This window comes from Variovorax boronicumulans NBRC 103145 (genome assembly GCF_001591345.1).
Lineage (GTDB): Bacteria > Pseudomonadota > Gammaproteobacteria > Burkholderiales > Burkholderiaceae_C > Variovorax > Variovorax boronicumulans.
In genome coordinates, this window is sequence record NZ_BCUS01000018.1 from 1 (window position 1) to 19,803 (window position 19,803).

Sequence of the window (19,803 nt, forward strand, 5' to 3'; positions counted from 1 at the left end):
GGGCGGATCGGCCAGCGCGCCTTCGCCGCGGAAGGCCGCGCGCGCGGCCTCCCAGCCGGGCAGCGTGGGGGTCCAGAAGGCGGGGCCTTCGATGTAGAGCGTCGGAGGCGTGTTCATGCGTTGACCGCCTTGCCGAAGACCAGCGCGCAGTTGTTGCCGCCGAAACCGAAGGAATTGGAGAGCGCGTAGCGCACCTCGCCCGTGGCAGGTTCGAGCTTGATCTGCGGGCCGAAGCCTTCGTCCAGCGTGCGCGTGTTGACCGTGCCCGGCATCAGGCCGCGCTCGATCGCCAGCAGGCAGACCACGGCCTCGACGATGCCCGCGGCGCCCAGCGTGTGGCCCATGAAGCCCTTGGTCGAGCTGGCGTGCGTGCGCGCCGGGAAGCGGCGTGCCACCAGCGCGCCCTCGACCTCGTCGTTCTTCTGGCTCGCCGTGCCGTGCATGTTGATGTAGTCGATGGCGTCGGCGGCCAGGCCCGCGCGCGCCAGCGCGTCGTCGAGTGCGCGCTCGGCGCCCAGGCCCTCGGGGTGTGGCGTCGACATGTGGTGTGCGTCGCTCGCTTCGCCGTAGCCCAGCAGCTGCGTGGCGCTCTCGCCGGCCTGCACGCGCTCGACCAGCGCGAAGCCGGCCGCCTCGCCCAGGCTGATGCCCTTGCGGTCGGCGTCGAAGGGGCGGCAGGGCTCGGTGGAGACCAGCTCCAGCGAGTTGAAACCGAACAGCACGCTGCCGCACAGTGTGTCAGCGCCGCCGACCACGGCCGCGTCGGCCAGGCCCAGGCGGATCAGGCGCTCGGCCGAGGCGAACACCTTGGCGCTGGACGAGCAGGCGGTGGAAATCGTCTCGCTCGGGCCGTCGATGCCCAGCACCTGCTGCACGAACATGGCCAGCGAATGCGGCGTGTGGACGGCCGCGCGGCGCTGGTCCGGCGGAAAGTTGCCGTCGGCGTCGAGCTGCGTGTAGGCCAGCTCGGTCTCGCCGATGCTGGCCGTGGAGGTGCCGAGCACTAGCGCGATGCGCGTGGCACCGTACTTCTGGCGCGCGGCCGCGACCGCCTCGAGGAAGCCGTCGGCCTGCAGGCCCAGCCAGGCCAGCCGGTTGTTGCGGCAGTCCCAGAACGCGGCCGATTCGGGCAGGCGCACGTCTTCCAGGCCGTCGACACGGCCGATCCAGGTCGGCAGCGGTGCCTCGCCGAAGTCGTTGGCGCGCAGGCCGCTGCGGGAGTGCGCGAGTGCGTCGGCGTGCGCTTCTTTGCCGACGCCGACGGCCGAGGTGGCCGTGTAGGCACTGATTTGAAGGGGAGAAATTCGGGACGGCACGATGGATGTGGGGACAGGCGACAGGCGAAAGGGCGTCGGCGACAGAAGAAAAAGCGGGAAAGCGCAATTTTCACGCAATGAATGTCGCAGCCTACCAGCGTTGCGTATCAGGTTGCGTCGGCTGTTTCCTATAGATGACAGCTCCGGCGCAGGCCCTATTGACGCTCGCCGTCGCCTGTGCGGGCCGCCATGCGCGAGGCCAGCGCCACCAGCAGCAGCACCGGCGCGCCCAGCAGCGCGGTGGCGGTGAAGAAGGTGCTGTAGCCGTAGGCGTCGACAAACGCGCCCGAATAACCGGCGATGAACTTCGGCAGCAGCAGCATCAGCGAGCTGAACAGCGCGTACTGCGTGGCCGAGTAGCTGATGTTGGTCAGGCTCGACAGGTAGGCGATGAAGGCCGCCGAGGCGATGCCGCCGGCCAGGTTGTCGGCCGAGACCACCGCGATCAGCGCCGTCAGGTCGTGCCCGCGCGTGGCCAGCCAGGCGAACAGCAGGTTGCTCGCGGCGCTCAGCACGGCGCCCAGCATCAGCACCCGCATCACGCCCAGGCGCATCGACAGCACGCCGCCCACGAAGGCGCCCACCAGCGTCATGATCACGCCGTAGATCTTGCTGACCGTGGCCACCTGGTCCTTGGTGAAGCCCATGTCCACATAGAAGGGGTTGGCCATGATGCCCATCACCACGTCGCTGATGCGGTAGATGGCGATCAGCGCCAGGATCAGCGCGGCTTGCCACTTGTAGCGGCGGATGAAGTCGGCAAAAGGCTCGATCAGCACGCTTCGCAGCCATTCGCCCGCGTTCTTCGCCTTCGGCAGCACGCGCCGCACCGGTTCGGGCGACAGCAGCACCGTGAGCACGCCGACCGCCATCGAGGCCGCCATGACGAGGTAGGCCGTCTTCCAGGCGCCGTTCTGGTACGCCGCCGCGCCGGTGACGGCCACGGCGGGCGCCACCTCGGCCCAGGCCGCGACCCACAGCACGCCGGCGCCGGCCCAGATCATCGCCAGCCGGTAGCCCGTTTGATAGGCGGCGGCCAGCGCGGCCTGCTTGCGCGTCTCGGCCGATTCGATGCGGAAGGCGTCCAGCGCGATGTCCTGCGTGGCCGAGCCGAAGGCCACCAGCAGCGCGCACCAGATCAGTGGCTGCAGCCCCAGGCGCGGGTCGTTCATCGCCATGCCGACCAGCCCGACGATCACCATGCCCTGCGCCAGCAGCAGCCAGCCGCGCCGGCGCCCCAGCAACGTGGTCAGCGGCGGCAGCGGCAGCCGGTCGACCAGCGGCGCCCAGACCCACTTGAAGCCATAGGCCAGCCCGACCCAGCTCAGGTAGCCGATGGTGGTGCGGTCGATGCCCGCCTCGCGCAGCCGGAAACTCAGCGTGCCCAGCACCAGCAGCAGCGGCAGGCCGGCCGAGAAGCCCAGCGCGAGCATGCGCAGGGTGGCGGGTTCGAGGTAGACCTTGAGCGCGTCGCGCCAGGGCAGCGCGGTGCTCGCGGGGGCTTGGGTGGGTTCGGCGGGCGGTGCGGACATGAGTGGGGGATTGTCCATGAGTGCCGCCCGGCCGCCCGGCCGCCCGAAGGCACTCGCACCGCAGCCGAAGGCGGAGGTTTTCGTGGAGTGCCGGGGACATCGGCGCGCCCACTTGTCTTCATTTGTTCCTATCATCCGGGCACCTATGTGCACACGATGCGAACGCCCCCTTTCCGCCCTCTCCGAAGCCTCGGCATGGAACCCGCGCCGGGCCTTCCTGCTGGCCGCCGCCGGTGCGGCGCTGAGCGCGCCGGCGCTGGCGCAGGTCAATGTCGGCAATGCCTCGGTGGCGCGCAACCTCGTGCCCGCCGACCAGATCGAGGCGGCCGGCGTGCAGCAGTACGGCCAGCTGCTCGCACAGGCGCGCGCCAAGGGCGCACTGGCCGGCGACGGCAACCCGCAGCTGCAGCGCCTGCGCACCATCGCGCAGCGGCTCATTCCCTTCGCCCTGCCGTGGAACACCCGCGCCCGCGAGTGGAAGTGGGAGGTGAACCTGATCGGCAGCAAGCAGATCAACGCCTTCTGCATGCCCGGCGGCAAGATCGCCTTCTTCACCGGCATCCTCGAGCAGCTCAAGCTGAGCGACGACGAGGTCGCGATGGTCATGGGCCATGAAATGGCGCACGCGCTGCGCGAACACGCCCGCGCCCGCATGGCCAAGAGCGTCGGCACCGGCGCGGCGCTGTCCATCGGCGCGCAGCTGCTGGGGCTCGGCCAGGTCGGCGACCTCGCGGCGCGCGCCGGCACGCAGCTCATCACCCTGAAGTTCAGCCGCAGCGACGAGACCGACGCCGACCTCGTGGGCCTGGAGCTCGCCGCGCGCGCGGGCTACGACCCGCAGGCCTCGGTGTCGCTGTGGAAGAAGATGGCCACCGCCTCCAAGAACCAGGGCGGCCTGAGCTTCCTGTCGACCCACCCGAGCGGGCCGGACCGCATCGCCAAGCTCGAGGCGAACGTGCCGAAGGTCGAGAACCTGTACCGGGCGGCTGCGCGCAAGTAGCTGCGCTTCCCGCCGCGTTCAGTCGGCGGTGATGTTCCCCTTCTTCACCACCGTCGCCCAGCGCTGCGCATCCTTCTGGATCAGCGCGCCGAACGCCGCCGGCGTCGAGCTGGCGGGCACCATGCCCTGCGACTCGAAGGACTTCGCCACTTCGGGCGACTTCAGCACCGCGGCGATCTCCGTGTTCAGCCGCGCCACCACGTTGGCCGGCGTGCCCTTGGGCGCGAGCACGCCGTACCACATGTCGACGTTGTCGGCGGTCACGCCGGCCTCGGCCAGGGTGGGCACGTCGGGCAACTGCGGCAGGCGGTGGCCGCTGCCGGTGGCGAGCGCCTTGAGCTTGCCGGCCTGGATGTGCTGCAGCGCCACGTGCACCGGCAGGAACATCGCATCGATGCGCCCGCCCAGCAGGTCGGTCACGGCGCCGGCCGTGCCCTTGTAGGGCACGTGCAGCAGGTCGGTGCCGGTGCCCTGCATCAGGAGCGCCATCGACAGGTGGTGCGGCGTGCCGACACCGGGCGTGGCGTAGGTCAGCTTGCCGGGGTTGGCCTTGGCGGTGGCCACCAGCTGCGCGAGCGAGCCCGCCTTCTGGGTGGCCGGGTTGGTCACCAGCAGCAGTGTGCCCCACGAGGTCTGCGACACCGGCGTGAAGTCGGCTACCGGGTCGTAGGCGAGCGACTTGTACAGGCCCTTGTTCATCACCAGCGTGTTGACCTGCACCAGCAGCGTGTAGCCGTCGGGCTTGGCGCGTGCCACCTTCTCGCTGCCGATGTTGCCGCTGGCGCCGGCCAGGTTTTCCACGATCACCGGCTGGCCGAGCACGGCGGGCAGGCGGGCCGAGAGCTGGCGTGCGATCAGGTCGATGCCGGTGCCGGGCGTGTAGGGCACCACCAGCGTCACTGGCTGGTCGGGCCAGGCATGGGCCGCGGCGGCGCTGGCCGCAACCAGCAGGGTGGCGAAGGTTCGGGTCAGAAATCTCATGGGGTCTTGTCTCCGTCTTGATCTGTGAATGTGCCGGCGCTCAGAGGTATGACGCGCGCGCCTTCAGCGCCGCCGGGTCGTAGCCGGCCACGCGCTTGTAGTGGTCGGAGATCGCCTGCAGTTCCTGCTGCGTGACGATCGCGTCGAGGTTCTCGACGCGCTGGCCGCCCGAACGCTCGAACACCTCGCGCAGGATGGTGTCGGGCGGGTTGCTGCGGTTGGTCAGCACCACGTCGGTGGTGGCCTTCACGCGCACGCGGTCGTAGGTGTCGAGCGCCGCGATGCCCACGCCTTCGCGCTTCATCGCACCGGCGAGAAAGCGCGCGTCGATGATCGCCTGGCCCGCGCCGTTGGAGCCGCGCGGCACCATCGGGTGCGCGGCGTCGCCCAGCAGCGTGAGGCGGCCGTGGCTCCAGCGCGGCAGCGGGTCCTGGTCGACCATCGGGTACTCCAGGATGGTGTCGGAGGCCAGGATCAGCGCGGGCACGTCGAGCCAGTCGAAGTGCCAGTCGGCGAAGGCGGGCAGGAAGTCCTCGAGGCGCCCGGCGCGGCTCCAGTCGCGCATCGCGGGCTGGGGCGCGTGGATCTCGGCCACCCAGTTCACGAGCTGGCGGCCCTGGTCGTCGATGTCGTTGCGGATCGGGTAGATCACCATCTTGCCGACGGTGAGCCAGCCCGCGCGCACCATGCTGCCGCCCGAGAGAAAGGGCTTCCAGGCCGCGGTGCCGCGCCACATGTTGATGCCCGAATAGCGCGGCGCGCCCTCGTTCGGATACAGCTGCTTGCGCAGCGCCGAGTGGATGCCGTCGCAGCCCACCGCGACCGCGCCGCGCACCGGCGCGCGGCCGTCGGCAAAGTGCACCGTCACGCCGTCGGCGTCCTGTTCGACGCCGGTGCAGCGGTGGCCGCACTGCACGCTGTCGGGGCCCAGGCGCTTCAAGGTTTCGTTCAGCAGCACGGTCTGCAGGTCGCCGCGGTGGATCGAGTACTGCGGCCAGTCGTAGCCCGCGTGCTGACCGGCGGGCTCGCGGAACACGAGCTGGCCGTGCTCGGTGAAGAAGACCGCCTCCTGCGTGCGCACGCCCACGGCGTCGAGCGCGTCGAGCAGGCCCAGCTCGGAGAGCTCGCGCACCGCATGCGGCAGCAGGTTGATGCCCACGCCGAGCGGGCGCAGCGCGGGCACGGCCTCGTACACGCGGCAGGCGATGCCGGCCTGGTGCAGGCTCAGGGCGAGGGTCAGGCCGCCGATGCCGGCGCCGAGGATGATGACTTCGTTAGGTGCGGTGCTCATGGGGTCCGTATTGGGACCGCAAACGATGCATATGGAAAATTTAGATGTGATATGGATTTATCATGAATCCTTATGAACCTGACCACGCGCCAGATGCGCGCCTTCCTGCAGGTGGCGCGCATCGGCAACTTCACCCGCGCGGCGGAGCAGGCGCACATCACCCAGGCCGGCCTGAGCATCCTGATCCGCGAGATGGAGAAGCAGCTCGGCTGCCGCCTGTTCGACCGCACCACGCGCATGGTGAGCCTCACGCCGGCCGGCCGGCGGCTGCTGCCGGTGGTGGAACGGCTCGTCACCGACCTCGATGACGTGGCCGCCGAACTCGGCGCCGAGGGCGACGCGGCACGCCAGACGCTGCGCATCGCGGCCACGCCGCTGGTGTCCTCGCACCTGCTGCCCTGGGTGTTCGCGAGCTTTCGCGCCGCGCATCCGCAGGTCGTGCTGCGCCTCTTCGACGCCGACCTGCGCGACGTGGAAGCGATGGTGGCCGCGGGCGAGGCCGACCTCGGCCTGGGCTTCTTTTTCAAGGCCGCGGCGGGGCTCGACCGCACGCCCGTGGGGCGTTTCGAGCTGATGCGCGTCACGCAGGCCACGGCCGACGGCGAACCGGTCGGCACCGCGCCCTGGTCCGCGCTGCGCGGCGCCACGCTGATCGGCCTGCCGCCCGGCAACCCGATCCAGAAGGTGATCGAACGACAGCTCGGCGAGATCGGTCTGGCCGACGCGCAGCGGCCCGCCTTCAACTTCTTCGGCACGCTGATCTCGATGGTCGAGGCCGGCTTCGGCACCGCCGTGATGCCCACCTTCGCGCTCGCGGCCTGCCGCCGTCACCGCGTGAAGACCGACGTGCTGCTGAAACCGCGCGTGGGCATGGACTTCTTTCGCCTGACCAAGCGCGGCACGCACGAGACCGAGGCGATGCGCGCCTTCAGCGAGACGCTGGCGAAGGCGCTGCCTGCGCTGTCCCGCTAGCCGTTACACCATCGCGTTGTCGCCGCCGGGAATCTCGTGCGCCTTGATCTGCCGGCGCGTGAGCTTGTAGAGCGTGGACGACAGGAAGCCGTCCTGGTGGGTGTTCTTGGTGACGTTCACCACGAACTCGTCCTCGGGCGCCACGGCCTGCGCGCCCATGATCCAGCGCACGCTCTCGCGGTAGTTGTAGAGCACCTTGTCGTTGGCGTCGGCCAGCAGGGTCGACAGCGTGGCCATGGCGATGGCGTCGCCGTTGGTCGCGTGCTCGCGCACGAAGTCCAGGTGGCGGTGTCGCACGGGGATGTCGGACAGGTCGCTGATGAACATCAACGCGCCCTCGGTGGCGTCGTCGTGGCCCAGCTCGCGGGCCTTCAGCATGGCCTCGACCGCCTGCGCCTGCAGCGCGGGGCGCTGCGCCGCGGGCGTGGCGTCTTCCCAGGCCATGTCGTGGCAGAGGTAGCCCAGCTTGTAGGCTGCGACGCTGTTGCCGGCCTGTGCCGCCTGGCCGTAGCAGTGCATCGCCTGCTGCCGGTCCTTGGTACCGTGCTCGCCGCCCGCGTGGAAGATGCCGAGCGTGAGCAGGCACGATTTGTCGCCGGCGGCCAGCCCCATCTCCAGGATCTCGAAGGCTTCCTGGTTGCGCGGCACGCGCCACAGCGCGCGCGCCAGGTCGTCCCAGTTCTCGGTGCCGGCGTTGCGTTCGCGCGCGGCCGCCAGCCAGGCGTTGCCGGTCGCCGCGTTGGGCACGAAGCCGAAGGCGCCCTTCAGGCTGCAGTAGCCGTGCAGGATCAGCGCGGTGTTGCATTCGTAGGCGTTGGCGCTGTTGCAGATGGCCTGGCCCAGCCACTGGCCGTCGGGGTCCTGCTCCAGGGCGACGTGCACCGCCATGTTCATCGCGTAGTCGTCGTCGATGGGGTGGTGGCTCTCGGCCTCGCGCAGGCAGGCCAGCGCTTCGGCGTGCTGGTCGAGCATGTAGTGGCTCACGGCCAGCCAGCGCAGGGTTTCCCAGCGGTGGTAGGGGTAGAGCGCCTCCTGGGCGCGCTGGCGCGTGGCGGCCATGCGCTGCTGGGCTTCGGCCGGGTCTTCGTCCTTGTCGACCGCGTTGCCCTGGTATTCGTCGCGCCAGATCTCGTGGCGCAGCCGGTCTTTCTCGACCTCGCTCAGGTGGGCGCAGGCGGGCGAGGCGATGAAGGCGCGCACGCGCTCGTGGCTGCCGCCCCAGCGCGGCTGCTGGAACCAGACGCACTGGCGCATGAAGAAGAACAGCCGCGGGTGCACGTGCAGCGTGGCGTGGATCCAGTAGGACGTGCCGCTGATCACCTTGCGGCCCTGCACGGGCGAGGGCAGGGCGGTGGGCACGGCCTCGGGGCAGGCGACGCGCTCGTCGTGCGCGAGGCCGGAGCGCGCGAGCTGTGCCAGCAGCTCGTCGCGGGTGGCCGCATCGTCGTCCAGCGAAAAGTCGTGCTGCAGCGGCTTGTCGGGCCAGCGGCCGCTGCGCACCAGCTCGGTCAGCCAGTCGGGCTCGTTGAAGGCCGAGGTGCTCTGCAGCAGCAGGGCGCAGGCGGTCCACATCGTGGGCGCGAGCGTGAGGGCACGCAGCGCGGCGACGGCGCAGCGCGTGGCGCAGGCATGGGCGCATTCCCAGCCGAGCGCGGTGACCGTGCTGGCCCAGCCGGAGCCGCGGTACTCGTAGGCCCAGTGGTACCAGTAGTGCGCTTCGCACAGCCAGGCGTGGGCCGATTGAGGGCGGGCGGCCTGCCACGCGGCCAGGCGGGCCAGGCCTTCGGCGCCGTCGGCGGTGCAGCCGGCCAGGTCGTCGGGCAAGGCGCCGTAGTAGCGCTCTTCCTCGTCGCGGTCTTGAAAGCTGGCGGCCAGCGCGTCGTCGAGCCGCTGGTCGAGTGCGGCGTAATCGCCGGCGCGCAGCAGCGTGTCGATGTCGCACAGCTTCCAGCGCGCGGGGGCGGGGGGAATCACGGTCGCTGCGGCGGGGGGCGTGTGGGTGGTCATGGGCGGGGCTCGCGCGTCAGGCCGACGCGGCAGGGGCGAGAGTGACGGGTTGGGGATCGAAGATGCGGTAGCGCTTCCAGGGCAGCGTGAGCCAGTTGCCCTGGGTGTTCTGCAGGTGCTCCTGCACTTCCAGCGTGGCGCGCGACGAGGCGGGGCCGTCCTGGCTGCTGATGCGCAGCCAGTGCAGCCGCGCCCGCGCATAGGCGTGGCCGAAGTCTTCCCAGCTCTCGAAGCTGTCCTGCGCGCGCTGTGCGTTGAGGAACAGCACCAGCCAGGCCTGCGACTCGGGCACCCAGCCCAGCAGCGCGATGCAGCGCACCAGGAAGGCGGTGCGCGCGCAGTCGAAGGCCAGCGCGTCGCGCACCTGGCCCTCGGCCGCGAGCTGTTCGTAGAAATTGGCGTGGGTGCGGCCGAGCCCGCCGACCCAGCCGACGAGCGCGGCCTGCATCTGCGTGGCGATGTCGCGCTCGGGCAGGTCGGCGGCCATGTTCATTTCGCGCAGCACCTGCTTGGCCAGCCGCTGGCGCTGCTCGGCGGGCACGTCGAGCGCCAGCGTGTCGCTGTCGCAGCGCAGGCCGTTGCGCAGCAGCAGGATGTCGCCGAGCGCCAGCGCCCAGCGGCGGCGGTTGGGCACCACCTTGCCGGCATCGGCTCTGGCCTGCGCCGCGCGCACCGCGAGGTCGGCGTTGGCCTTTTCCATGTGGCCGATCGCCGTGCCCGAGCCGCGCACGACGAGGCGGAACGCGGTGCGCACGATGAACCACGCGATGCGCACCCCGAGGTACAGCAGGCCCAGGAACACAACGATGACGATGGCCTGCGTCATGGCAATGCCGCTCCCAGCGGCGGCGCGCACACGGCGGCGCTCAGCGAGATGCCTTCGATCTCCAGCATCGTGGCGGGCGCCTGCGTGGGGGCCGCCTGCAGCGACGGCGGCAACCGGTTCGGGGGCAGCGTCAGCCGTGCGGCGGCGGCCACCGCCACGTCCATCTGGCGCAGCCGCGCCAGCTCGTGCGGCGCGATGCGCAGCAGCAGCCATTGCAGCGCCGGCGGCGGCTGCTCGAAGTGCTCGATCAGGTGGAAGTTGCCGCTCATCACGCTGAGCAGAAAGTCGGGGCTCTGTACGTCGGTGACGAACTTCCATTCGCCCCGGGCGGTGTCCGAGGCCTCGGGCTCGAACACCAGGCCCATGCCCTCGCAGTCGCTGTGGCGCTCGCCGCGCGGCGGCAGCGTGCGCAGAAACTGCAGCACGTCGTCCGCGTACTTGCGGATCGGGTGGCGGTTCTGCTTGCCCTTGATCTGGTCGACGCGCAGCCCGTCGGCGTGCACTTCGAGGCTGATGGTCACGTGCGGCAGGTTGCCCGCGCTGCGCAGCGTGAACAGGCGCAGCCGGCCGCTCTGCGCGGCGCTGGCGTACTGCTCGCCGTAGCCGCCATTGAGCTTCTTGATGTTGGCGAACTGGCCCAGGCAGTGCTGCATGTGGAACGACTCGTAGGCCATCTCTTCGCGCAAGGCCGCATGGCTGCCGATGAACTCGAAGATCACGCCGTTGGGCGTGCGCAGCACTTCCTTCAGCGCCAGGCCGCTGCTGGGCACCCAGCCCTTGTTGCGCTTGGCCTGCATGCGCTGGTGCTCCTGCTCCCACAGGGCCATGGCCATGAAGCAGGTGATGCGCTGCAGCTTCTGTTCGAGCCGCGTGCCGCGCCGCGAACGCAAAAACTCGACCAGCATGCGTTCGCGGTCGACCAGCAGCAGGTGATCGGGGTCGAGGTAGTAGAAAGTCTTCGGAGCGGCTTCGGCGGCGGGCGATTCGGCCGTGTTGCCCTTGTTGCCCTTGGACTTTTCCTTGTCCTGCGCGGACGCCGCGTTCACCGCGACAGGGGTGCGCGGCTGCAGCTGCTTGGCCAGCCACTCGGGCAGCGGCTTGTCGGGCCCGGCCGCGGCCAGGTAGTCGACGGGCGACTGCACCGGCAGCACGTTGCCGAAGCTGCCGATGGCCCAGCGGAAGAAGTGGTTCAGCAGCCAGGCCGCCATGTCGGCGTCGTCGCCGCGCTCGGCGCTGCGGCGCGCGATCGCGGCCTTCACCTCGGGCGCGTTCACCACGTCGCGCGGCAGGTACACCGCCGTCGCCGCGGCCGTGGGCGGCGAGGACGGGGTCGTGGACGGAGACGGAGTCGGGATCGGCATCGACGGGCGGGCGACTTACAGCGTGAAGTCGTACTCCACCGTGATCGGCGCGTGGTCGCTGAACTTGACCGTCTTGTAGATCGCCTCGGTGCGCGCCAGCGCGCCCATCGCCGGCGTGGCCAGGTGGTAGTCCAGCCGCCACCCCACGTTGTTCGCGTAGGCCTGGCCGCGGTTGCTCCACCAGGTGTAGGCGTCGCCCGTGGTGTCGGGCTTGAGGCGGCGGTACACGTCCACCAGGCCCGCGCCTTCGGTGCCGGCGTCGAGCAGGCGCGTCATCCAGGCGCGTTCTTCGGGCAGGAAGCCGCTGTTCTTCTGGTTGCCGCGCCAGTTCTTCAGGTCGATTTCCTGGTGCGCGATGTTGATGTCGCCGCACAGGATGAACTCGCGCTCCTTCTTCAGCGCCAGCAGGTGCGGGAAGAAGCCCTTCAGGAAGCGGAACTTGGCGGCCTGGCGCTCCTCGCCCGAGCTGCCGCTTGGGAAGTAGCAGCTGATGACCGAGAACTTGCGCTTGGGCGTGTCGAAGCGCAGCTCGAGGTAGCGGCCTTCGGCGTCGAATTCGGGATCACCCCAGCCCACCACCACGGCGCTGGGCGCATGCTTCGTGTAGATGGCGGTGCCCGCGTAGCCTTTTTTCTCGGCAAAGTGGAAGTGGCCCTGCAGGCCGGCCATCTGCTCGAAGCGGCCTTCGACATCGCTGGCCTGGACGCGGATCTCCTGCATGCAAATACAATCCGGCGCGAGTTCGGCCACCCAGTCGGCGACGCCCTTGGTGGCCGCCGAGCGCAGGCCATTGAGATTGAGACTGGTCAGTTTGAACACAAGGAATTTCCAATGGCTGTAGACGGTCAGACAAGCAGCGCGGTGGCACAGGACTTCGTCCAGTTCGCGCTCGACGCCGGCGTGCTTCGCTTCGGCGAATTCAAGACCAAGGCCGGTCGCATGAGCCCGTATTTCTTCAATTCGGGCCTCTTCGACGACGGCGCCAAGATCGCGCGGCTCGCCGGATTCTATGCAGACCGCCTGGTCGAAAGCGGCCTCGAGTTCGACATGATCTTCGGCCCCGCCTACAAGGGCATCCCGCTGGGCGCCACCGTGGCCGCCGAGCTGGCCCGCCGGGGCCGCAACTACCCCTTCGCGTACAACCGCAAGGAAGCCAAGGCGCACGGCGAAGGCGGCAACCTCGTGGGCGCGCCCCTCAAGGGCCGCGTGCTGATCGTCGACGACGTGATGTCGGCCGGCACCGCGGTGCGCGAATCGATCGCCGCGATCCAGGCCGCGGGCGCCACGCCGCATGCCGTGGCCATCGCCCTGGACCGGCAGGAAAAAGCCACCGAGAACGGCGTCGACGTGGACCACAGCGCCGTGCAGTACGTGCGCAACCAGCTCGGCCTCGCAGTGGTGCCCATCGCCACGCTGGACGACCTGCTGAGCTACCTCTCGGGCAATGCCGCCGCCGACCTCGGCGCGCACCGCGAGCGCGTGCTGGCCTACCGCACGCGCTACGGCGCCTGAGACGCAGCGCTGATGCGACGCCCCGCGCGCGATCCCTCTTCTGCTGCCGCCGTGGCGTCGCTGTGGCTGAGCCTGGTGGCCCTGTCGTCGTGCGCAACGGCGCTGGCCCAGCCTGCCAGGACGGACGGGCCCGGTGTCGGCATCTACACCTGCGTCGACGCGCGCGGGCGCACGCTCACGGCCGACCGGCCGATCGCCGAGTGCAGCGACCGCGAGCAGCGCGAACTGGGCCCGAGCGGCACGGTGCGCCGCAAGCTGGAGCCGACCTACACGGCGCGCGAGCAGCAGGAGCGCGAGGACCGCGCGCGCGAAGCCGCCATCCAGGCCGCACGGCTCATCGACGAGCGCCGCCGCGAGCGCGCGCTGCTGGTGCGCTACCCCAACGCCACCACGCACGACCGCGAGCGCGTCGAGGCCCTGTCGCAGATCGACGCCGTGATCCAGGCCGCGAAGAAGCGCCTCGTCGAGCTCGCCGACGACCGCAAGAAGATCGACGAAGAGCTCGAGTTCTACAAGCAGGACACGAGCAAGGCGCCCGGCGCCGTGCGCCGCCGCATCGAGGACAACACGCAGAGCGTGGCCGTGCAGAACCGCTTCATCACGGAGCAGGAAGACGAGAAGAAGCGCGTGAATGCGCGCTTCGACGAAGAGCGCGGGCGCCTGAAGACGCTCTGGTCGCCGCAGAACGGCGGCAACCCGCGCTGAACGGACCCGCCGGGGCCTGGCGCAAGGCCCCGGGGCTCGCTCGTGATCAGCCCAGCTTGGCTTTCAGCAGCTCGGTGACCTGCGCAGGGTTCGCCTTGCCGCCGCTGGCCTTCATGACCTGGCCCACGAGGCCGTTGAGCGCCTTTTCCTTGCCGCCACGGTATTCCTCGACGTTCTTCGCGTTCTTGGCTATCACCTCGTCGAGGATCTTGTCGAGTGCGCCGGTGTCGTTCATCGGCTTGAGGTCTTTCGCTTCGATGATCGCGTCGACATCGCTGCCTTCGCCGCTCCACAGCGCCTCGAACACCTGGCGCGCGGCGTTGTTGGGCAGCGTGCCGTCGGCGATGCGCGTCACCAGCTGCGCGAGCTGCGCGGCCTTCACGGGTGCGGCCTCGATGCCGATCTCGGCGGCGTTCAGGCGGCGTGCCATCTCGCCGGTGATCCAGTTGCTGGCCAGCTTGGGCGCTGCACCGGCGTTCACCGCATCGTCGAAGTACTGCGCCAGCGCCGCGCCTTGCGTGAGCTGCGCGGCGTCGTATTCCGACAGGCCGTGGTCGCGCACATAGCGCTCGGCCGTGGCGCGCGGCAGCTCGGGCATCGTGGCACGCACGCGCTCGATCCACTCGGCGGCCACCACGAGGGGCGGCAGGTCCGGATCGGGGAAGTAGCGGTAGTCGGCCGCGTCTTCCTTGGTGCGCATGGTGCGCGTCTCGCCGGTGGCGGGATCGAACAGCACGGTGGCCTGTTCGATGGCGCGGCCTTCTTCGAGCTCGTCGATCTGCGAGTTGATCTCGTAGTCGATCGCCTGCTGCATGAACTTGAAGCTGTTCAGATTCTTGATCTCGCGGCGCGTGCCGAGCTTCTCGCCGGGCTTGCGCACCGACACGTTGGCGTCGCAGCGAAAGCTGCCTTCCTGCATGTTGCCGTCGCAGATGCCGATCCACGTGACGATCTTGTGCAGCTCCTTCGCATAGGCCACGGCCTCGGCGGTGGAGCGCATGTCGGGCTCGGTCACGATCTCCAGCAGCGGCGTGCCGGCGCGGTTCAGGTCGATGCCGCTCTGGCCGATGAAGTCTTCGTGCAGCGACTTGCCCGCGTCTTCTTCGAGGTGGGCGCGCACCAGGCGCACGGTTTTTTTCTCTTCGCCGAGGAAGAACGACACCGCGCCGCCTTGCACCACCGGGATCTCGAACTGGCTGATCTGGTAGCCCTTGGGCAGGTCGGGGTAGAAGTAGTTCTTGCGCGCGAACACGCTGCGCGGTGCGATGTGCGAGCCCAGCGCCAGGCCCAGCTTGATGGCGCGTTCGACCGCGCCCTTGTTCATCACGGGCAGCGTGCCGGGCAGTGCCAGGTCGACCGCGCAGGCCTGCGTGTTGGGCTCGGCGCCGAAGGCCGTGGAGGCACGGCTGAAGATCTTGCTCGCGGTCGACAGTTGGGCGTGCGTCTCGAAGCCGATGATGACTTCATAGCCGCGCACCAGCGGGCCGGTCGGGCGGCCTTGTTGTTGTGCTTCGAATGTGTTCACGGTCTCGCTCATGTCAGAAGCCCTCCGGCGTGCGCGTGTGCCAGTCGGTGGCTTGCTGGAAGCGGTGCGCTGCGTTGAGCAGCTTCGCTTCGCCGAAGTAGTTGCCGATCAGCTGCAGGCCCACGGGCATGCCGCCGTCGAAGCCCGCGGGCACGCTCATGCCGGGCAGGCCGGCGAGCGAGGCGGGCAGCGTGAAGATGTCGGCGAGGTAGTCGGCCACGGGGTCGTCGCCGTGTTCGCCGATCTTCCAGGCGGTGGTCGGCGCGGCGGGGCCGGCGATCACGTCGCATTGCGTCAACGCCTGCTGGAAGTCGTCCGCGATCATGCGGCGCACCTTCTGCGCCTGCAGGTAGTAGGCGTCGTAGTAGCCGTGCGAGAGCACGTAGGTGCCGATCATGATGCGGCGCTTCACTTCGTCGCCGAAGCCTTCGGCGCGCGTACGTTCGTACATCTCGGCCAGGTCCTTGTACTGCTTGGCGCGGTGGCCGAACTTGACGCCGTCGAAGCGGCTCAGGTTGCTCGACGCTTCGGCCGCGGCCAGGATGTAGTACACGGGAATCGACAGCTCGGTGCGCGGCAGCGTGACCTCGACGCGCCTGGCGCCGAGTTTTTCATACTGCAACAGCGCTGCATCAATCGCCGCGCGCACGCCCGGTGCCACGCCTTCGCCGAAGAACTCCTTCGGCACGCCGATGCGCAGGCCTTCGAGCGAGTCGTTCAGCGAGCGGCTGAAGTTCTCGGCGGGCCTGTCGAGCGAGGTCGAATCGCGGTCGAGGTCGGGGCCGCAGAAGGCCGACAGCAGCAGCGCGCAGTCTTCGGCCGAGCGGGCCATCGGGCCGGCCTGGTCGAGGCTCGATGCGAAGGCCACCATGCCGTAGCGGGAGGCGCGTCCGTAGGTCGGTTTGATGCCGGTCACGCCGCAGAACGAAGCGGGCTGGCGGATCGATCCGCCGGTGTCGGTACCGGTGGCTGCGGGCGCGAGGCGCGCTGCCACGGCAGCCGCGCTGGCGCCCGACGAGCCGCCCGGAATGCGTTCACGGTTCCACGGGTTCTGCACCGGCACCGCCTTGTCGTGGCCGACGGCGGGCACGGCGACGTTCTCGTTGGCCGAGCCCATCGCGAACTCGTCGCAGCTGAGCTTGCCCAGCGTGACCGCGCCGGCTTCGGCCAGGCGGCGCACCACGGTCGCGTCAAAGGGCGAGCGGTAGCCCGCGAGCATCTTCGAGCCGGCGGTGGTGGCGAAATCGGTGGTGACGAAGATGTCCTTGTGCGCGATCGGCACGCCGGCCAGCGCGGGCGCGTTGCCGGTGGCGAGGAGCGCGTCGGCCGCGCGGGCCTGGGCCAGCGTGACTTCTTCGTTGACGTCGACGAAGGTGCCGAGCGATTCGTGGGCCTTCATGCGGCCCAAGAAGGCCTGCGAGGCCTCGACGGCCGAAATCTTGCGGTCGGCCAGGGCTTTGGCCAGCGCGACCACGCTCAATTGGTGCAGTTCACCGCTGCTCATCATTCGATCACCTTGGGCACGAGGAACAGGCCGGCTTCGACGGCCGGGGCGCTCTTCTGGTTGGCTTCGCGGTTGTTCGGCTCGCTCACGACGTCGTCGCGCAGGCGCAGCGTCACGTCTTCGAGCGCGGCCACGGGGTGCGCCAGCGGCTCGACGCCGGTGGTGTCGACCGCGCGCATGCGTTCGACCAGATCGAAGAAGCCGTTGATTTGAGTGAGCATGCGCTCGCTTTCATCAGGGGCAAGCTGCAGCCGCGCCAGGGAGGCGATGCGTGCAATATCGGAAGCGGAAAGAGACATAGATGGCTGACGGGTCGAAAAAACCGGAGGCAATCGCACGCCGAAGAGGGTGCCGACACGGGATTCAGAGGGGATTCGGTTATTATCCCGCCTTTGCCGCAACCCCCGCGAACGCGCCGGCTTTTGCGCCAAAAACGATCAATTCACCCCGTCAAACGACCCAAAAATAGAGCGACGACCTGCCGATGCGCAGGCCGTGCTCAGAGGATTCCGCACATGTTTGGAGCTTTCCGTCGGTACTTCTCCACCGACCTGGCGATCGACCTCGGCACCGCCAACACCCTGATCTTCGCCCGCAACAAGGGCATCGTGCTGGACGAGCCCTCCGTGGTCGCGATCCGCCACGAAGGCGGTCCCCATGGCAAGAAGGTGATCCAGGCCGTCGGCCGCGAAGCCAAGGCCATGCTGGGCAAGGTGCCCGGCAACATCGAGGCCATCCGCCCGATGAAGGACGGCGTCATTGCCGACTTCGTGATCACCGAGCAGATGATCAAGCAGTTCATCAAGATGGTGCACCCGCGCACGCTGCTCACGCCGAGCCCGCGCATCATCATCTGCGTGCCCTGCGGCTCGACCCAGGTCGAGCGCCGCGCCATCAAGGACGCGGCCGAAGCCGCCGGCGCCACCGCCGTCTACCTCATCGAAGAACCCATGGCCGCGGCCATCGGCGCCGGCCTGCCCGTCAGCGAAGCCTCGGGCTCGATGGTGGTGGACATCGGCGGCGGCACCACCGAAGTGGGCGTGATCTCGCTGGGCGGCATGGTCTACAAGGGTTCGGTCCGCGTGGGCGGCGACCGCTTCGACGAAGCCATCATCAACTACATCCGCCGCAACTACGGCATGCTGATCGGCGAGCCGACGGCCGAAGTCATCAAGAAGAACATCGGCTCGGCCTTCCCCGGCTCCGAAGTCAAGGAAATGGAAGTCAAGGGCCGCAACCTCTCCGAAGGCGTGCCGCGCAGCTTCACCATCAGCAGCAACGAAGTGCTGGAAGCCCTGACCGACCCCCTGAACAACATCGTCTCGGCCGTGAAGAACGCGCTGGAACAGACGCCTCCCGAACTGGGCGCCGACATCGCCGAGCGCGGCATGATGCTCACCGGCGGCGGCGCGCTGCTGCGCGACCTCGACCGCCTGCTCGCCGAGGAAACCGGCCTGCCGGTGCTCGTGGCCGAAGACCCGCTGACCTGCGTGGTGCGCGGCTGCGGCATCGCCCTGGAGCGCATGGACCGTCTGGGCAGCATCTTCACGAGCGAGTAAAAGGCGAAAGCCATCATCGGCCGGCCTCTGCTTGCGCAGGCCGGCTTTTTGTTATTTGATGCCGCACCACCGCCGGGTCTGACTACATGCCTCTGGGCACGCTCGATCGCACAGCGCCACCCCTGTTCAACCAGGGGCAATCGGCACTCAGCAAGCTGATCTTCTTCGGCGCGCTCTCGCTCTTCCTCATGGTCGCCGACGCCCGCTTTCACCTCGTGAAGCCGATCCGCTCGGCCATCGGCGCGGTGCTCTACCCGGTGCAGATGGCGGCGCTCAAGCCGGTCATGCTGGTGATGGGCGGCAGCCGCTACTTCGAAGAGCTGCAGACCGCGCAGCGCAACGAAGACGAGGCCCGCAAGGCCCTGATGCTGCAGGCCGAGACCGCCAGCCGCGCCGACACGCTCGCGCAAGACAACGCCCGCCTGCGCGAGCTGCTCGAGCTGCGCCAGACCACCACCACGCCGGGCCGCCCGGCCGAGGTGCTGTACGACGCGGCTGACCCCTACACGCGCAAGATCGTCATCGACCAGGGCCTCGCGCAGGGCGTGGCGGCCGGCTCGCCGGTGATCGACGCGCGCGGCGTGCTGGGCCAGGTGACGCAGGTGCTGCCCTTCACGAGCGAGGTCACGCTGGTGATCGACCGCGACCTGGCCATTCCCGTGCAGAACACCCGCACCGGCGTGCGCAGCGTGGCCTTCGGCGACGCCTCGGCGCACGGCGGCGGCATGGAGCTGCGCTTCATGGCCGCCAACGCCGACCTGCAGGAGGGCGACCTGCTCTCTACCAGCGGCGTCGACGGCATCTACCCGGCCGGCCTGCCGGTGGCCAAGATCGAACGCATCGAGCGCCGCGCCGACTCGGCCTTCGCACGCATCTACTGCGTGCCGCTGGCCCGCGTGACCGCGGCGCGCTACGTGCTGGTGCTCGAGCCCTCCGGCGCCCCGGTGGCGCCGCCGCACGTCGAGGCCGCGTCCACCCAGCGCAAGCGCCCCGAAGGCAAGCCGGGCGCCGGCAAGAACGAGAAGAAACCGTCGGGAGCCACGCGATGATCAAGCGCCCCGGCCAGCAGCAGCTCCTGCTGCCCGTCAGCCCCGTCTTCATGTGGACCAGCCTGCTCGTGGCGCTGCTGGTCAACATGATTCCCATCGGCCGCGCCGCCTGGATGCCCGACCTGCTGGCGCTGGTGATCGTGTTCTGGGGCGTGCACCAGCCCGCGCGCGTGGGCATCGGCGCGGCCTTCATGTTCGGCCTGCTCATGGACGTGCACCAGTCGTCGATGCTGGGCCAGCATGCGCTGTCCTACACCACGCTGGGCTTCTTCGCGATCATGATCCACCGGCGCCTGCTGTGGTACCCGGTGCTCTCGCAGGCGCTGCAGGTGCTGCCGCTGTTTGCGCTGTCGCAGTTCATCGAGGTGATCACGCGCATGATCGGCGGCGGCGTGTTCCCGGGCTGGGGCGTGCTGGTCTCGCCGGCCCTCGAGGCGGCGCTGTGGCCGCTGGCCACCGCGCTGCTGCTGGCGCCCCAGCGCCGCACGCCCGAACCCGACGAGAACCGCCCCCTCTAGTCATGGTGCCCCCCGGCTTTTCACTTCGCTTCGCTGCGTGTAACTCCACCCCCCGAGGGGGAGGCGCGGCCCGCCTTGGGGCGGCCCGGCGGCGGCCGCCCCTCGCATTTGCCATCGCACCTGCGCACGCCTAAGCTTCCTGACG

General features: G+C 69.4%; 18 protein-coding genes. 7 read left to right on the forward strand and 11 right to left on the reverse strand.

Features of this window, described 5'->3' with window-relative positions:
- Window positions 1–113 precede the first annotated feature (113 nt).
- Together VBO01S_RS07630 and VBO01S_RS07635 are read right to left on the reverse strand one after the other, a co-directional pair.
- Complete coding sequence (locus VBO01S_RS07630; protein ID WP_174543630.1) at window positions 114–1,316, reverse strand: beta-ketoacyl-[acyl-carrier-protein] synthase family protein; 1,203 nt, start codon at window positions 1,314–1,316, stop codon at window positions 114–116.
- Between the two features lie 155 nt (window positions 1,317–1,471).
- A complete protein-coding gene (locus VBO01S_RS07635; protein ID WP_062472697.1) occupies window positions 1,472–2,866 on the reverse strand; it encodes an AmpG family muropeptide MFS transporter in 1,395 nt (464 codons plus the stop codon).
- Between the two features lie 127 nt (window positions 2,867–2,993).
- Here VBO01S_RS07635 and VBO01S_RS07640 point away from each other — a divergent pair, with 127 nt between their 5' ends.
- Window positions 2,994–3,848: a M48 family metallopeptidase gene (locus tag VBO01S_RS07640; RefSeq protein ID WP_062472699.1), complete on the forward strand. Its 855-nt coding sequence runs from the start codon at window positions 2,994–2,996 to the stop codon at window positions 3,846–3,848.
- Window positions 3,849–3,866: 18 nt separating this feature from the next.
- On the opposite strand, the gene VBO01S_RS07645 is transcribed toward VBO01S_RS07640, so the two are convergent.
- Window positions 3,867–4,829: a tripartite tricarboxylate transporter substrate binding protein gene (locus tag VBO01S_RS07645; protein ID WP_062472701.1), complete on the reverse strand. Its 963-nt coding sequence runs from the start codon at window positions 4,827–4,829 to the stop codon at window positions 3,867–3,869.
- A gap of 40 nt (window positions 4,830–4,869) precedes the next feature.
- Window positions 4,870–6,120: a flavin-dependent oxidoreductase gene (locus tag VBO01S_RS07650; protein WP_062472703.1), complete on the reverse strand. Its 1,251-nt coding sequence runs from the start codon at window positions 6,118–6,120 to the stop codon at window positions 4,870–4,872.
- Window positions 6,121–6,192: 72 nt separating this feature from the next.
- Here VBO01S_RS07650 and VBO01S_RS07655 point away from each other — a divergent pair, with 72 nt between their 5' ends.
- Entirely contained in the window at window positions 6,193–7,092 is a 900-nt protein-coding gene (locus VBO01S_RS07655) for a LysR family transcriptional regulator (protein WP_062472705.1), read from the forward strand.
- A gap of 3 nt (window positions 7,093–7,095) precedes the next feature.
- On the opposite strand, the gene VBO01S_RS07660 is transcribed toward VBO01S_RS07655, so the two are convergent.
- The 4 genes from VBO01S_RS07660 to VBO01S_RS07675 are packed head-to-tail and all read right to left on the reverse strand — an operon-like array spanning window position 7,096 to window position 12,105.
- Window positions 7,096–9,099 (reverse strand): DUF4034 domain-containing protein, encoded by a 2,004-nt coding sequence (locus VBO01S_RS07660; protein WP_062472707.1) that lies wholly within the window; start codon window positions 9,097–9,099, stop codon window positions 7,096–7,098.
- Window positions 9,100–9,115: 16 nt separating this feature from the next.
- Window positions 9,116–9,925, reverse strand: a complete 810-nt coding sequence (locus VBO01S_RS07665; RefSeq protein ID WP_062472808.1) for a DUF1266 domain-containing protein — start codon at window positions 9,923–9,925, stop codon at window positions 9,116–9,118.
- Entirely contained in the window at window positions 9,922–11,286 is a 1,365-nt protein-coding gene (locus VBO01S_RS07670) for a hypothetical protein (protein ID WP_062472709.1), read from the reverse strand. Before VBO01S_RS07670 ends, VBO01S_RS07665 begins: the two co-directional genes overlap by 4 nt.
- Before the next feature lie 15 nt (window positions 11,287–11,301).
- On the reverse strand, window positions 11,302–12,105 hold the full coding sequence (locus VBO01S_RS07675; RefSeq protein ID WP_062472711.1) for an exodeoxyribonuclease III: 804 nt from the start codon (window positions 12,103–12,105) through the stop codon (window positions 11,302–11,304).
- 12 nt (window positions 12,106–12,117) lie between these two features.
- Between VBO01S_RS07675 and pyrE the strand changes: the two genes are divergently transcribed.
- Together pyrE and VBO01S_RS07685 are read left to right on the forward strand one after the other, a co-directional pair.
- Window positions 12,118–12,798, forward strand: coding sequence for an orotate phosphoribosyltransferase (pyrE, locus tag VBO01S_RS07680; protein WP_056583914.1), 681 nt, complete (start codon window positions 12,118–12,120; stop codon window positions 12,796–12,798).
- 12 nt (window positions 12,799–12,810) lie between these two features.
- Window positions 12,811–13,503 (forward strand): hypothetical protein, encoded by a 693-nt coding sequence (locus tag VBO01S_RS07685; RefSeq protein ID WP_062472713.1) that lies wholly within the window; start codon window positions 12,811–12,813, stop codon window positions 13,501–13,503.
- A 46-nt stretch (window positions 13,504–13,549) separates the two neighbouring features.
- Here the strand turns inward: VBO01S_RS07685 and gatB are convergent, their stop codons facing one another.
- From gatB to gatC, 3 genes are read right to left on the reverse strand one after another with little or no spacing between them, the layout of a single operon-like run.
- Window positions 13,550–15,040, reverse strand: coding sequence for an Asp-tRNA(Asn)/Glu-tRNA(Gln) amidotransferase subunit GatB (gatB, locus tag VBO01S_RS07690; protein WP_062472715.1), 1,491 nt, complete (start codon window positions 15,038–15,040; stop codon window positions 13,550–13,552).
- A gap of 1 nt (window position 15,041) precedes the next feature.
- Window positions 15,042–16,532: an Asp-tRNA(Asn)/Glu-tRNA(Gln) amidotransferase subunit GatA gene (gene gatA / locus VBO01S_RS07695; RefSeq protein WP_062472717.1), complete on the reverse strand. Its 1,491-nt coding sequence runs from the start codon at window positions 16,530–16,532 to the stop codon at window positions 15,042–15,044.
- Window positions 16,532–16,831: an Asp-tRNA(Asn)/Glu-tRNA(Gln) amidotransferase subunit GatC gene (gatC, locus tag VBO01S_RS07700; protein WP_056583926.1), complete on the reverse strand. Its 300-nt coding sequence runs from the start codon at window positions 16,829–16,831 to the stop codon at window positions 16,532–16,534. Before gatC ends, gatA begins: the two co-directional genes overlap by 1 nt.
- Window positions 16,832–17,047: 216 nt before the next feature.
- Here gatC and VBO01S_RS07705 point away from each other — a divergent pair, with 216 nt between their 5' ends.
- From VBO01S_RS07705 to mreD, 3 genes are all read left to right on the forward strand, one after another.
- Window positions 17,048–18,091 carry a rod shape-determining protein gene (locus VBO01S_RS07705; RefSeq protein WP_056583929.1) on the forward strand — a complete coding sequence of 348 codons (1,044 nt, stop codon included), beginning with the start codon at window positions 17,048–17,050 and terminating at the stop codon, window positions 18,089–18,091.
- An 86-nt stretch (window positions 18,092–18,177) separates the two neighbouring features.
- Window positions 18,178–19,140 carry a rod shape-determining protein MreC gene (mreC, locus tag VBO01S_RS07710; protein ID WP_062472719.1) on the forward strand — a complete coding sequence of 321 codons (963 nt, stop codon included), beginning with the start codon at window positions 18,178–18,180 and terminating at the stop codon, window positions 19,138–19,140.
- Entirely contained in the window at window positions 19,137–19,658 is a 522-nt protein-coding gene (mreD, locus tag VBO01S_RS07715; protein ID WP_062472721.1) for a rod shape-determining protein MreD, read from the forward strand. Before mreC ends, mreD begins: the two co-directional genes overlap by 4 nt.
- Window positions 19,659–19,803: the final 145 nt, after the last annotated feature.